Source organism: Arcicella gelida, from assembly GCF_034931025.1.
Taxonomy (GTDB): domain Bacteria; phylum Bacteroidota; class Bacteroidia; order Cytophagales; family Spirosomataceae; genus Arcicella; species Arcicella gelida.
On sequence record NZ_JAYGIL010000005.1, the window covers coordinates 44,945 to 60,153 of the forward strand.

Genomic DNA, 15,209 nt, shown 5'->3' on the forward strand with positions numbered 1-15,209 from the left:
CTAAAGGACTTAGGACTTAGGATTTGGGATTTGGGATTTCAGATTTCGGAAAAATTTACTCCTCACTCCTCACTCAAAATTCCCAAGTCAAATCATTCTGTTTTTAAGCTTTTTACAGGATTCATTAACGCTGCTTTGATAGCCTGAATACTAACCGTTAACATAGCAACTAATAAAGCCAACATACCAGCTACTGCAAAAATCCACCAAGAGATTTCAGTTCTATAAGCAAAATCTTGTAACCAATTGTTAGCTACATACCAAGCAAGTGGTGCTGAGATTACAAAAGCTAATAGTACTAGTTTTAAGAAATCTTTTGAAAGAAGATTAACAAGATTTATTACAGAAGCACCTAATACTTTTCTGATACCGATTTCTTTGGTACGCTGTTCGGCCATAAAAGCCGCTAAACCAAATAAGCCAAGGCTGGAAATGAAAATAGCCAAGAAAGCAAATAAGCTAGATAATGTACTTACCACTTGCTCGCTTCTATATTGTTTGGCGTACTCTTCGTCCGTGAAATAATAGGTAAATGGATATTCTGGATTTATTTTTTTACATAATACCTCTAATTGCGCAATAGCTTCAGTTGTTTTGCCTGCTTCAACCCGAACAATGATGTTGCCTTGTTTGTACCTATCACTCAAATAAGTAATCATCGGTCTGATTGGCGTATGAAGTGATTGAAAATGGAAGTCTTTCACAACACCAATAATTCTACCTTTTGCTCTGCCCCAAGTAACAGATTGACCAACAGCATTTTTAAAGCCCATTGCCTTTTGTGCCGTTTCGTTGATGATAAAGCCTAATGAATCTGAAGCAAAATCTTTTGAGTACTCTCTACCCGCCACTAGTTCAAGCCTCATTGTTTTGGCAAAGTCGTAGCCAACACCCACTGGCGTAAACCTTATTTTATCATTAGGGTTACTACCTGGCCAGCTAATAGCCTCTGTACCATCGCCAATGCCAGCGGGAGTGGCAGTCATGTGTGACATATATTTGATGCTCGATAGATGGGATATTTCTTCTTTTAGAATATTATATTTCTTATTCAGATTGCCCTCCACAGGAAAATAGAGCAGGTTTTCACGGTTAAAGCCTAAGTTTTTATGTTGGATATAATCTATCTGGCGATAAATAACAATCATGCCTATCACCAAGATGATAGAAAGGGAGAATTGGAAAACAACCAAACCTTGTCTTAACCAAGTAGATGCCGAGTCGAATTTCAACGTACCTTTTAGTACTTTAATAGGATTGAGTGACGACAGGAAGAATGCTGGATAACTACCAGCGATGATACCCGTGATGAAAGTCAAGCCTATTAATAAACCCCAAAATGAAATTTCATTGATAGGTAAAACGATTCCTTTGCCAGTAAGGCTATTGAATGAAGGCAACAATAAGGTAACTAATAGAACTGAAATAATAATCGCAAAGATGGTAAGTAACATGGCTTCTCCCACAAATTGCTTGATTAACGCAGAGCGAACAGCACCAACTACTTTACGTACACCAACTTCTTTAGCTCTTTTGGCCGAACGTGCTGTTGCTAAGTTCATGAAATTGATACAAGCAATTAACAAGATAAAAACTGCAACAATACTAAATAGACGGACGTACTCTATTCGTCCACCTTCCATTTCAGCATTTTTGAAATTACTATTCAAATAATATTCATGAAAGGGCTGCATGGCTAACTCTGTCTTATCCAAGCCCTTTCTATATTTATCCAGTACGTGCTTAATCTTGTTGGCTACAAGCTCTGGGTTCGCATCGGGACGAATCATAAAAAAGGTTAGAGGGTCGGTACTTCCCCAATCTTTAGCCCATGAATTATCCACAAGGTAAGCATCCCAGCTGCGGAGGCAATCAAATTTCAAGGTGCTATTTTGCGGTAGGTTTTCAAAAACAGCAGTAACGATTAAATCATTGCGATTATCGAAACGAATTGTTTTGCCTATGGCTACTTCTGGACTACCAAAAAATATTTCGGCCATTTTTCTAGAAATAGCAAGGCTATTAAGGTCTTTTAAAGCAGATTCGGGGTTTCCTTGTAATAGCTTGAAGCTAAACATTTTAAAAAAGTCAGCTCCGGCTACGTTGGTTTCTTGTTTATTTACTTTATCGCCAACCATAAAAGTTTGGCTGCTAGGCCAAGAAAAAGCAGTTGACATTTGTATTTCAGGAATTACTCTTTTTAGCTCTTCAGCTAATGGGCCTGGTGTCCAGATTACTCCTTGTGTTTTTCCGCTAAAAAACTCCTTCATATAAATTCTATACAATTGGTTTTTATTGGTGTGAAAAGCGTCAACACTTCGCTCGTCTTGAACCCAAAGCATAATCATCAGACTACAAGTCATGCCAAGAGCCAATCCAAGAATGTTAATCACAGAAAAAACCTTGTTTCTCAACAGGTTACGAAAAGCGATTTTTAGATAATTTTGTATCATGATTAGATGACTTTAGGATTTATGACTAAAAGATTTGGGGATATTGGATTTGTGGATATTGGATTTGGGATTTCAGATTTCGGAAAAATTTACTCCTCACTCCACACTCAAAATTCCCAACTCACATCATTCTGTTCTTAAACTCTTCACTGGATTCATCAAGGCTGATTTTGTTGCTTGAAAGCCAACGGTGAGTAGGGCAATTGCCAAAGCCAACACGCCTGCAAGCACAAAGTACCACCATTCAATATTGATTCTGCTGGCAAAATCTTGTAACCATTGGTGCATAAAATAATAGGCAATCGGGCAAGCGATGAGAATGGAAATACTTACCAAAATCAAAAAGTCTTTTGATAATAATTGTACAATACTGAAAACGGATGCTCCCAGAATTTTACGAATGCCAATTTCTTTGGTGCGAGATTCTACCGTGAAAGTAGCCAAACCGAAAAGTCCCATACAAGCGATAAAAATTGCCCAAACAGAAGCCGTAGTGAACAAAGTACTGTACTGACTTTCGGTTTCGTATTGTTTGTTGAAGTTTTCGCTCATAAAGAAAAACTCAAATGGATTGCCTGAAAAATGCTTTTTGAATACATTTTCCAAAGTCGCCACTTTGCTATTCATATTTTCGCCTGCAAGCTTTATCGTTAAGTACGAAGAACTATTGAAAGGATAAAAAATCATCGGGTCAATGGCGGTTTGTAAACCTTTGTGATGATAATCTTTCACAACGCCAATCACATCCAAATAACGTTCGTCCCATTTTATTTTAGCATTTACTGCTTCGTTGGCTGATTTAAAACCCATTTGCTCAAGGGCTTTTTCGTTCAAGAGTACTTTGCTGTTGTTGTTCCATTCCACATCACATTCTTGTTCGGTAAAGCTTCTTCCTGCCTTTAATGGAATATCGTAGGTTTTTAGAAATTTATGTCCAATCGTGACGAAAGAATAAGGTTTTAGTTCGTCGCCAGTTTTTGATTTGGCAGAAGTAAAACCAACCGTCGTGAAATTATACCAATTGCTTGGTACACTTCCACTGGTACAATAATCATTCACGAAATTGAGGTTGGCAATATCGTTTTCAAAAGCATTTACTCGGTTTTTGAACGTACTGTCTTTGCCAATTTCTGGACCTTTTATCACCAATAATTGCTTGATATTCATGCCCAAATCTTGGTTTTGCATGTGTTTCAATTGACTGAAAATAATCAGCGTAACGATAATCAATACGATTGAAATACTGAATTGCGTAACTACCAGCGATTTACGCAAGAAAATCCCTTTGGCTGATTTGTGTAATTTACCTTTGAGGGTTTCTATTAATTTAAAATTCGCCAAGCCCCAAGCCGTATAAATGCCCGAAGCGATAGAACCAACAATCAACAATCCCAAACCAATTATCCATAAAGAAGAAGAAAGTAAAGTACTCAGCGAAAGATTTTTCTGAATGATTTCATTGAACAATGGTTGTAAAACCGTCACCAGAAAAATTGCTCCAACAAAGGCAAAAAGGTTTACCAAAATAGATTCTCCTAAAAATTGCATCACCAAATTGTTGCGTGTTGCACCAATTACTTTTCTAACGCCTACTTCATTGGCTCTTTTTAGGGCGTTGGCTGTACTTAGGTTGATATAATTGAACCATGCAATCAGCAAAATCAAGAAAGCGATTCCACTTAAAATAAACACATATTTGATATTGCCATTGTGTTGATAAGTATCCGATAAACTACTTGCCAAATGTATTTCTGAAAAGTGCTGTAAACGGAAAGTAATATCATCATTTTCTTTGCTGAGTTCCTTGCGGAGTACATTAAGTTTACTTTCAAGAGCCAGATAATCAGCATTTTGATTTAGCTGAAAATAGGTGTCAATGTACTGAGAATCCAGATTAGTAAGAGTTGCCCAAGAGTTATCATTGAGGTTGGCTGGGTTTTTTAAGGTTTCTAATGAAAAAACAAAATCAAGCTGTATGTCGGAATTGTCGCCAATGTTGGCAAAAATGCCTTCAATTAAATAATCTTTTTTACCAAATTGGTTATATAAAGTAAGTGTTTTGCCGATAGGGTTTTCTTGGTTGAAGTACTTTTTCGCCACAGATGCTGCTACAAAAACTACATCTGGTTTTTGTAATGCAGAAGCCGTACCTTGAAGTAAGGGAAAACTAAAAAATGTGAAGAAATTACCTTCTGCATAGGCTACTTTTTTCTCACGAAAAGAAAGATTTTTAACATCATATTTGACTACGCCTTGCCCAACGCTCTCGGCTACACGACAGTAACTTTTGATTTCTGGAAAGCGTTCTTGTGCTTTCACTGACCAACCAGGTTCTACTTGAGCCCACGTTTCACCTTTAGGGTTTTGGTTCAAAAGTCGGTACATCGTAGGCAAGTTTGCATGAAATTGGTTCACGCTTTTTTCTAAACTTACATATTCCAAAATCAACAAAAAGGCAGCAATTCCCAAAGCCAAGCCCGCAATGTTGATAAATGAGTAAACCTTGTTTCTGAGCAAGATTCTCAAAGCGATTTTCAAATGATTTTTGAACATTTTCTTGACTTTAGGATTGATGACTAAAGGACTAAAGGACTAAAGGACTAAAGGACTAAAGGACTAAAGGAGTTTTGACTTTCGGTGAAAAATTTATTCCTCACTCCGCACTCAAAACTCCCAACTCAAAATTATTCTGTTCGTAAACTCTTCACTGGGTTCATCAAAGCGGCTTTTACAGATTGATAACTCACAGAAATCAAAGCAATGATGATAGAGGCAATGCCACCCAAAGCGAAAATCCACCAACTAATATTAATCCGATAAGCGAAATCTTGTAACCATTGATTCATCGCCCAATACGCAATTGGCGTAGCAATCAAGATTCCTAAAATGACTAATTTCAAAAAGTCTTTCGACAGCAATTGCATGATTTGCACAACCGACGCTCCTAATACTTTGCGAATGCCAATTTCTTTGGTGCGTTGTTGGGTAGTAAAAGCCACCAAGCCAAATAAACCCATGCAAGAAATCAAGATAGCAACGCCAGTAGCGGTATTGAGAATTTTGGCAAAGCGTTCTTCTTTTTCATAGAATTTGGCAATACTTTCATCAAAAAAAGTAGGGCTAAATTCTTCATAACTATTAGGATAAATTTCTTTGTAAGCTTTTTCTATTTTGGCTAAAACACCTTTGAAATCAGCCGAAGATTGTCCTTTACTATGAATTTTCACACTTATCGCTGTCTCATATTTGGTTTCCGACATCATATACAAAGGCTGAATGGCTTTGTGTAATGATTGTAAATGAAAGTCGGCAACTACGCCAACGATGGGTAATTTATAATCTCCTTTTCCGCCAGAATAAATTAAATAATGCCCAACAGCTTGTTCTGGTTTTTTGAAGCCTAATGCTTTTGCGTAAGTTTCGTTAATGATAAATTCTTTGGCGGTGTCGCTATTGGTGATATTTCTGCCTGCTAAAATTTTTATACCAAACATCGGTATGTAATTTTCATCAATCGTTCTTCTATGAACGTCTATTTTGATTTCTTTTCCACCTTCGTTATAAGTAACTCTGTTGGTAGAATAACCATTTCTTGCTGGGGTTTCGCCAAGACTAATGCTTTCTATTTCAGGTATTTGCTTGATTTTCTGAATGAATACATTTTTCTTGTTAGTATTTACTTCATTCCAATCTGTGTAAAAATGCACGATGGCATCTTTCTTAAAGCCGAGGTCTTTACTAAGCATATACTTCGACTGCGTAGCCACGATGATTGTACCCAAAATAAATACTTGAGAGGCTGTAAATTGGAAAGTAATCAAAGCTTTGCGAAGTAGAGCAGTGCGAGTTTGCCCACCAGATGATACTTGGTTTTTTAAAGACGAAACGGGTTGATAAGCCGAAATGATCCAAGCAGGATACAAGCCAGACAACACACAAGTACCAAGCGTGATGATGCTTAAAAAGCCTAAAATATTTGGACTTAAAACATTGAAAGATAATTCTTTCGGAATAAAATCTTGGAAAATCCAAAGGATAGGTTCTACTAAAATAACAGAGAAAAGTACAGCGAAAGTGGTGATAATAAATGTTTCACATAAAAACTGAATCACTAAAGTTTTTCTATTACTTCCCAACACTTTACGCACACCAATTTCTTTCACACGAGTGATAGATTGGGCGGTTGATAAATTAACATAATTGATGGCGGCAATCAAGAGTAAAAATCCAGCGATTCCCAATAAGGTGTAAAGCGTTGGTAAATGTACTTGTCTTGAGAAATTGTCTTGCAATGTATCACTAAAATGAATATCTGATAAAGCTTGTAAACTAAGTGTACGACCAATATTCCACTCGTCTTTTTGGTCGAGATGTTTTTTTAGAAAAGTAGGGAATTGTACATTTACAGTACTTTCTTTCGTATTTTGACTAAGTTTTACAAAAGCCATTGAACTTGAATTGGTGTTTGTCCATTGGTCTAATTGAAATTCTTCACGCCAATTTTTAGATTCAATACTTTTGAAAGAAATAAAGTTTTTAAACTTAAAATCAGAATTAACAGGGAAATCTTTTACAACGCCAGTTACAGTTGTCGCCAAAGAATCATTGAAGTATAATTGTTTGCCCAATACTTGTTCTAAAGGAATTTTGCCAAAATATTTTTCTGCTTCGCTTTGGCTTAAAACTACTTCGTTTGGCGTAGTGAGGGCTGTTTTTGGGCTGCCTGCCAACCATTCGTAATTGAAAATTTTAAAATATTCTGGCTGACAAACCAATACTTCTGAATCATCATTTTTCCAGATTTTAGGGGGATTTTTACCGTCTTTTTTGTCGTTTGGCAAGGATGTTATTGCACTCCAAACAAGACAAGCTGCCAAGTACTCTATGCCCGAAATTTCTTGTGCAAGAGAAGCAGGCATTGGTGACGATAGTCCTGCGTTATAAAAATGTTTTCCTTCTTGGTTTTTGAAACCAGAAGTTACTCTATAAATCCGTTCACGGTCGGGTTGAAAATCTTCAAAACTCAGTTCAAAACTGACAAGTAAGTAAATTACTAAGCAGGCACTTACGCCAATGGCTAAACCAAGTATATTAACGAAAGAGTAAACCTTGTTTCTCAACAAGATTCTCAAAGCTATTTTTAAATGATTTTTGAACATTTTTTTGATTTTAGGATTGATGACTAAAGGACTAAAGGACTAAAGGACTAAAGGACTAAAGGACTAAAGGACTAAAGGACTAAAGGACTAAAGGACTAAAAGACTAAAGGACTAAAAGACTAAAGGATTTTGGATTTGAGATTTCGGGTTTCGGTGAATTTTTCAAAATCCCAAATCCGACATCCCAAATCCAAAATCAACTCATTCTGTTCGTAAACTCTTTACAGGATTCATCAAAGCTGATTTAATTGATTGAAAACTAACTGTTATCAAAGTAATTAACAAAGCTCCGATACCAGTTAAGGCAAAAATCCACCAAGTAATATCGGTATGATAAGTATAGTTTTGAATCCAATTATTCATAAAATAATAGGAGATAGGAGTAGCAATCAAAAAGGCAAGTAATACTAAAACCACAAAATCTTTTGATAACAATTGCCATAAATTAAAGACGGTAGCACCCAATATTTTTCTGATACCAATTTCTTTGGTACGTTGTTCAGCTACAAAAGAAGCCAAACCAAAAAGCCCTAAGCATGAAATGAATATAGCAAGGATGGCAAAGAAGGTTGCTAATTTGCTGATTCGCTCTTCATTATCGAATTTTTTTGCATATTCTTCATCCACAAAATTATAGTCGAAAGGTTGTGAAGGATTATACTTTTTAAAAACACTTTCTATTCTGCTTAAAGCAGTTGTAGCACTTATTTGTGGGTTTATTTTAGCGAGAATATAAGCCACATCATCCTTCGAAAAAGTATATACAGTAGGTTTTACTTGTTCATAAGGCGATTGCATAATTACATCTTTCACTACGCCAATTACAGTAAAAGGTTGCTGAAACCAAGAGATAGTTTTACCAATTGGTTGTTTTAATCCCATCAATTTTACAGCCGTTTCATTCAAGATTACTTTTGCAGAATCTGAAGGAAATGCCTTAGAAAAGTCTCGTCCTTCTTTCATTTGCCAGCCTATGGTTTTACCATAATCATACGAAATGCCAATAATAGGTACTTCTGCTAATAAATTAGGGTCTTTGCCAGGCCAGCTGAACTCGGTACTTGATGACCAGTTTTCGGTAGTAGGAGCAGACGTTTCACAAAGACTAACCACTGCTCCTGTTTTTAGTAGTTCGTCTTTTACCACATCAAAATGTTTATGAATTTCATTAATGGCTTGTGGTAAAGACACCAGTCCGTTTGTTTCATAACCAATGGGTCTGTTTTTAGCATACTGTATTTGACGAAAAACTACAATTGTACCAATAATTAAAGTGATTGATACCGTAAACTGCATAACAACCAAAACCTTGCGTGGCATTGAAGCAAACCTACCAACCCTGAAAGAGCCTTTTAGTACTTTAACAGGCTGAAATGAAGAAAGATAAAAGGCAGGATATGTAGCCGCAATTAACCCAGTAAATAAGCTGAAACTTATACCTACTAACCAAAACAAAGGGTTTGTCCATAGGATATTAATGTTTTTATCCGCCAATTCGTTGAAGAACGGTAAGCATAATTGTACTAAGAACAACGATAATATAAATGCCAAAGTAACCACTAAAAATGATTCACTAAAGAACTGAGCAATCAATTGGCTACGAGCCGACCCAATAGCTTTACGGACACCTACTTCTTTGGCTCTTTTTTCGCTTCGGGCAGTACTTAAATTCATGAAATTGATACAAGCCAATAACAGCACAAATATGCCAATGATACCGAAAAGCCAAACATACTGAATGCGTCCACCAATGTTAAAACCATCTTTAAATTCAGAATACAAATGCCATTTACTCATCGGTTGTAGAAATAGCGTTGGTTTTAATTTAGCTAGTTCAGCATTTACCTTTTTTAGTTTTGCGTCTTTTATTCTAAAAGATACTTTATCAAAATCAGCATTGTCAGCAATTTGAACATAAATTTGAAAGGCATTTGCTCGCCAAGGGTCATACATTGTTTTAACCCATGTATAGCGATTATAAAATAATTTATACGGAGCAATAAATGTAACCGAATGAAAACTAGAATTGCTAGGGAAGTCTTCGTAAACACCAGTAACTTTTACAGCATACTGGTTATCCATTTTAATAATCTTATTGATTGGGTCAGTATTACCAAAAAGAGCTTTAGCTACCGATGCCGATAACATAATAGAATAAGGGTCTTTTAAACTCTCACGAGACCCTTTCAGTATATTCACCCCAAGCATTTCTATACCCTCAGGTTCAAAATAATTACCTATTTTCAGAAACTTATTATTACCATAGCTTAATACATTCCAGACATCACTCATACAAAGCACTACATGCTTAAAATCGCTTCCATAGTTTTTTCTAAGGTCTTCTGCTAAGGGATATGGCACACTTTCCCTTGTTTGTATTTCACCATTATTGCTAATGTGTTGCATTACTTTAGCAATGCGGTCATGGTTTTTATGGTATTTATTAAAGCTCAGTTCATCCCATATCCAAAGCCCAATCAGCATAGCTACAGCCATACCAACTGCCAATCCACCAATGTTGATGAACGAATAAACCTTATTGCGAGTAAGGTTTCGGAAGGCTATTTTTAGATAGTTTCTGAACATGATTTTTGAGACTTTAAGATTTTAGAAACAAGACAAAAGACTATAGGGCTAAAGGAATTTGGAGTTTTGACTTTCGGTGAAAAATTTACTCCTCACTCTGCACTCAAAACTCCCAACTCAAAAATCATTCTGTTCTTAAACTCTTCACAGGATTAGCTGAAGCGGCTTTTACGGCTTGATAACTTACGGTTAGTAAAGTAATAACCAGTGCACCTAAGCCCGATATTCCGAAAATCCACCATGAAATTTCTGAGCGATACTCATAGTTTTTCAACCAGCCATTCATAAAGTAATAAGCAATTGGCGTGGCGATTAAGAATGAAATCATGACTAACATCACAAAGTCTTTAGAAAGTAATTGCCATAAATTGAATATTGAAGCACCTAATACTTTTCTGACACCAATTTCTTTAGTACGTTGTTCAGCCGTGAAAGATGCCAAACCAAAAATGCCCAAACAAGAAATGAAAATTGCCAAGCAAGCAAAGAAAGTAGCCAATTTGCCAATGCGTTCTTCTCCGCTGAATTTTAAAGCATATTGGTCGTCGGCAAATTTGTAATCGAACGGACTTCCCGGATTATATTTTCTGAATACATCTCCTACTTTTTCCAAAGAAGCGGAGGCACTCATAGCAGGATTTAACTTGATGTTAATAATATTTGCCCAGCCATAATTGATAAAAAATATCGTTGGTTTAATAGGCTCATAAGGCGATTCCATCACCATATTTTTAATTACGCCTACAATACGATAATTTTTATCGTTCCAATTAATATTTTGTCCTGCTGTTTTTTTGAAACCAATAAATTTTGCGGCAGCCTCGTTCAAAATCATTGCAGAAGTATCGGTAGCAAAACTTCTTGAAAAATCTCTACCTTCTACAAATTGCCAACCTACCGATTTTGCATAATCATGGGAAACAGCAATTACTCCGAAAAGTGCTTGTAGATTTGGATCTTTTCCTTCCCAATTAAAACCAATTTGATTGGAATAAACTGCCGTTGTTGGGCTTGATGACTGCGACATTTCATATACTGCTCCCGTTTTTAATAAATCACTTCTAAGGGCATCGTAATGACCTACTAATTCGGGAGTATTAATGGTGATAGCAATCAATCCATCACGACTATAACCAATGGGTCTGTTTTTGGCATGTTGAATTTGGCGGTAAACGATAATCGTTCCGATGATTAAAGTAACCGAAACCGTAAACTGAATTACTACCAATACTTTACGTGGAACGGCGGCAAATCTTCCCACACGAAACGTTCCTTTGAGTACACGGATTGGGTCGAAAGAGGATAAATAAAATGCTGGATAACTTCCAGAAACCAAGCCTGTAATCAATGAGAATGAAATACTGATAATCCAGAAGTATGGATTTGCCCAAAGAATAGACATTTTTTTATCTGATAATTCATTGAACCAAGGCAAAGTAAGCGTTACCAATACGAGCGTAAGGATAAAGGCAAAAACGACAATCAGTAAAGATTCACTTAAAAATTGTGTAATTAATTGTGAACGAACCGAACCAATTGCTTTACGAACGCCAACTTCTTTCGCACGTTTTTCTGAACGAGCGGTACTTAAATTCATGAAATTGATACAAGCCAACAAAAGCACAAACACGCCAATAATGCCAAATAACCACACAAACTGAATACGTCCGCCAGCGATTTTGCCATCTTTGAATTCAGAATATAAATGCCATTTGCTCATCGGATGCAAGAAAACCATTGGTTTTGCTGCATCTTGCTTGTCGTGGTTGAATTTTACTAATCTGATTTTTGCAGATACTTTATCAAAATCAGCATTTGGATTCAATTCGGCAAAAGTTTGGAATGAATTATTATTCCATTGATCTTGTGAGTTTTTTACCCAATTTTCGGTAGCCAAGTACATATCCCAAGGCAAAACAAAAGTCACTTCGTTCAAGCTGGTATTATGTGGTAAATCTTCATAAACACCTGTTACTTTAACATCGGTTTTGTTATCTACTTTCACTACTTTATTCATTGGGTCAGCGTTCCCAAACAAAGCGGTAGCAACAGACTCAGAAATAAGAATAGAGTAGGGGTCTTTCAAGCCTTTTTCAGAACCCTTCAACATTTTGAAAGTAAACATTTCTGGAAACTTCGGTTCTACAAAATTTCCTGTTTTAGTGAATTTTCTATCGCCGACTGATAAAACGTGTTCAAAAGTCCAAGATGACAAAACTACATTTTTGAAATCTCCAGAGTATTTAGCTCTTAGTTCAGGTGCTAAAGGTAAAGGCATTGCCGTTTGCGAACCAGTAACACCATTCCAAGTTTGGTTTTGCATTACTTGTGCCAGACGGTCGTATTTTTGATGATATTTATCGAAAGAAATTTCATCGAAAATCCAAAGCCCAATAAGCATTGCAACAGCCATTCCTACCGAAAGACCAATAATATTGATAGCCGAGAAAGCTTTGTTTCTCAACAAGGTTCTTAGTGCAATTTTGAAATAATTCTTTAACATGTTTTTTAGGTTTTAGGGTTGGAGACTAAAGGACTTAAAGACTAAAGGATTTTGGGTTTTGGAAAATTTACTCCTCACTCCGCACTCAAAGCTCCCAACTCAAAAATCATTCTGTTCTTAAACTTTTTACGGGATTTGCCAAGGATGCACGAACCGAACGGTAACCTACCGTAATGCTGGCAATGAGTATCGTTGTAGCAATAGAAAGTAAGAAAATCCCTGCCCCAATGCTGATTCTGTACTCGTAATTCTGTAACCAAGCGTTCATAATCCACCAAGCAGCAGGTGCAGCAATCACAAAAGCAATGATGATAAGTTGGGCAAACTCTTTCCCGAACATCATTAAAATATTGCCAATACTTGCTCCTAATACTTTTCTGATACCGATTTCTTTGGTTTTTTGTGCTGCCATAAACGACACCAAACCGTAAAGTCCCAAACAACCAATCAGAATGGCAACTAATGCAAAGAAGTTGATCAGCTTGCCCATCGTTTCTTCTTCTTGATAGGCTTGTTGAATGGCTTCATCCACAAATTGGTGGTTGAAATAACTTTCAGGATATACTTGATTGAAGCTTTTTTCTAAAGATTTAATTACTTTTTGAAAATTAGCCGAACGTAATTTAACATTCACATAATAATAATTGGTAGCTAAGGTTGTCATGTATAAAGGTTCAATCGTTTGGGCGAGTGACTGCTGGTGAAAGTCTTTTACTACGCCTACGATTTCTACATTTCTGCCTCTTGCTTCCATTTTCTTACCAATAATTTTTGCGGGATCTTTGAAGTTAAGTTTTTGGGCAAAAGCTTCATTGACAACTACTTCTCTGATAGAATCAGAAGGGAAAAGGTTTCTGCCTGCTACCAATTTGATACCATATAAATCTAAATAATTAGCGTCAATGCTTTTGATATGAGTACTCCATTTTTCGTCTTCTCCACGATTATCAAATCTTAAACTTGTGCTATTTACCCAACCAGATTGTGGTGGACCAGACATTGAAAAACTGATTTTTTCTACATCAGGAACAGCCGAAGCCAAATTCTTGAATGTATTCATTTTTACAACATCTTGCTTCGGCATAAAAGGAAGACTAATGGTTAGGATAGATTCTTTTTTGAATCCTAAATCTTTATTTTGAAAATACGATAATTGGCTTGTTACTACCGCCATGCCAATAATCAGCATTTGTGAAATGGCAAACTGAACTACAACCAAACTTCTTCTTACAGAAAAACCGCCTACTTGTTGTGTTGAAATTTTGCCTTTCAGTGCCATTACAGGCTGAAAACCTGCCAAAACCAAAGCTGGGTACGCTCCAGAAAGTACGATAACGGCAAGAATAATAAGCGTAACATAAAAGATAACAGAGGCATCGAAATAGAAAGTAAATTGGAACGCTCCGTTCAAGTACTCACGTGCGATTTTCTCTCCGAATTGGAATAATACAATTGAAATCAACAAAGAGGCAATCGTAATCATGGCTGTTTCTGCCATAAATTGCCAGAATAATTGAGCTTTAGAACTTCCCAAAACCTTGCGAACACCTACTTCTTTAGAACGTTTCAAAGCCTGAGCCGTTGCTAAATTGACGAAGTTGATACTGGCAGTGATAATCAAGAAAATACCAATGGCAAAGAGTGATAAAATTAGGTTTTTGTTGATGCCGCCGTAGTCTTCTGAAAAGTGAATTTCTTTCAATGGCTGCATCACATAGTGAATATATTTTGCTTCTTGTGGACGATATTTTTTTACAAAAGCAGGCATTAGTTTGTCCCAATTAGCTTTGGTAAATTTATCATTTAATGAAACTACACAACGAGTACTGCTATTCGTGCTTCCGAAATTATCGTTGATAGTACCATAATATTCTTTCAAACTGGCATAAGAAGGCATTACTTCGTAGGCAAAGTCGGTATTGTCTTTATAATCTTTGAAAACGCCAACAACTTTAAGGTTCAAGCGACCATCGTGTTTGATGATTTTTCCGATAACATCAGTAGAACCGAAGTATTTCAACGCATTTTTTTCGCTGATAACAACTGTATTAGGATTTTTTAACTCTTCAAAACCACCTTGAATCCATTCGTAGTCAAAGATTTTAAAGAATGAAGGCTCTACAAAAGCACCTTCGCCTGTTTCTTTAAATTTTTTGTCTTCTCCATTTTTAGAAAGAATTGCCTCAAAATAATTTTCTGCCAATTCAGTCATCGAGAGGTTTTCAATATTAGGATAATCCGTCAAAACGGCTTTTCCCAAAGGATAAGGAACACCCGGAGAATGAAAATTTTCACCACCTTCTCTCGAAACAAACTCACTTACGATTCTGTAAGTATTTTCATATTTACTGTGATGTTTATCAATATTAAAATGGTAGCGAACTAAAGCAAAAATCAACATGGCGCAGGTAAGCCCTAAAGACAAACCTGCTATGTTGATAAAAGCGTAACTTTTGTTCCTCAAAAGGTTACGAAAAGCTATTTTTATGTAATTGATTAGCATAGTTT

At 36.3% G+C, this 15,209-nt stretch carries 6 protein-coding genes; all 6 read right to left on the reverse strand.

Features of this window, described 5'->3' with window-relative positions:
* Window positions 1–92: 92 nt before the first annotated feature.
* The 6 genes from VB776_RS05325 to VB776_RS05350 all read right to left on the reverse strand — a co-directional run bounded on the left by VB776_RS05325 (window position 93) and on the right by VB776_RS05350 (window position 15,204).
* Entirely contained in the window at window positions 93–2,453 is a 2,361-nt protein-coding gene (locus VB776_RS05325) for an ABC transporter permease (RefSeq protein WP_323326748.1), read from the reverse strand.
* Between the two features lie 126 nt (window positions 2,454–2,579).
* Entirely contained in the window at window positions 2,580–5,006 is a 2,427-nt protein-coding gene (locus VB776_RS05330; protein WP_323326750.1) for an ABC transporter permease, read from the reverse strand.
* Between the two features lie 131 nt (window positions 5,007–5,137).
* The gene (locus tag VB776_RS05335) at window positions 5,138–7,612 is read right to left on the reverse strand and encodes an ABC transporter permease (RefSeq protein ID WP_323326752.1); all 2,475 of its coding nucleotides are present in this window, start codon (window positions 7,610–7,612) and stop codon (window positions 5,138–5,140) included.
* 201 nt (window positions 7,613–7,813) lie between these two features.
* A complete protein-coding gene (locus tag VB776_RS05340; RefSeq protein WP_323326753.1) occupies window positions 7,814–10,198 on the reverse strand; it encodes an ABC transporter permease in 2,385 nt (794 codons plus the stop codon).
* 124 nt (window positions 10,199–10,322) lie between these two features.
* Complete coding sequence (locus VB776_RS05345; RefSeq protein ID WP_323326756.1) at window positions 10,323–12,701, reverse strand: ABC transporter permease; 2,379 nt, start codon at window positions 12,699–12,701, stop codon at window positions 10,323–10,325.
* Between the two features lie 106 nt (window positions 12,702–12,807).
* Entirely contained in the window at window positions 12,808–15,204 is a 2,397-nt protein-coding gene (locus VB776_RS05350; protein WP_323326758.1) for an ABC transporter permease, read from the reverse strand.
* Window positions 15,205–15,209 lie beyond the last annotated feature (5 nt).

Bases quoted from the DNA above. Each gene is read 5' to 3' on its own strand.
- VB776_RS05325 (WP_323326748.1), bottom strand. From the start codon at position 2,453: ATGATACAAAATTATCTAAAAATCGCTTTTCGTAACCTGTTGAGAAAC.
- VB776_RS05330 (WP_323326750.1), bottom strand. From the start codon at position 5,006: ATGTTCAAAAATCATTTGAAAATCGCTTTGAGAATCTTGCTCAGAAAC.
- VB776_RS05335 (WP_323326752.1), bottom strand. From the start codon at position 7,612: ATGTTCAAAAATCATTTAAAAATAGCTTTGAGAATCTTGTTGAGAAAC.
- VB776_RS05340 (WP_323326753.1), bottom strand. From the start codon at position 10,198: ATGTTCAGAAACTATCTAAAAATAGCCTTCCGAAACCTTACTCGCAAT.
- VB776_RS05345 (WP_323326756.1), bottom strand. From the start codon at position 12,701: ATGTTAAAGAATTATTTCAAAATTGCACTAAGAACCTTGTTGAGAAAC.
- VB776_RS05350 (WP_323326758.1), bottom strand. From the start codon at position 15,204: ATGCTAATCAATTACATAAAAATAGCTTTTCGTAACCTTTTGAGGAAC.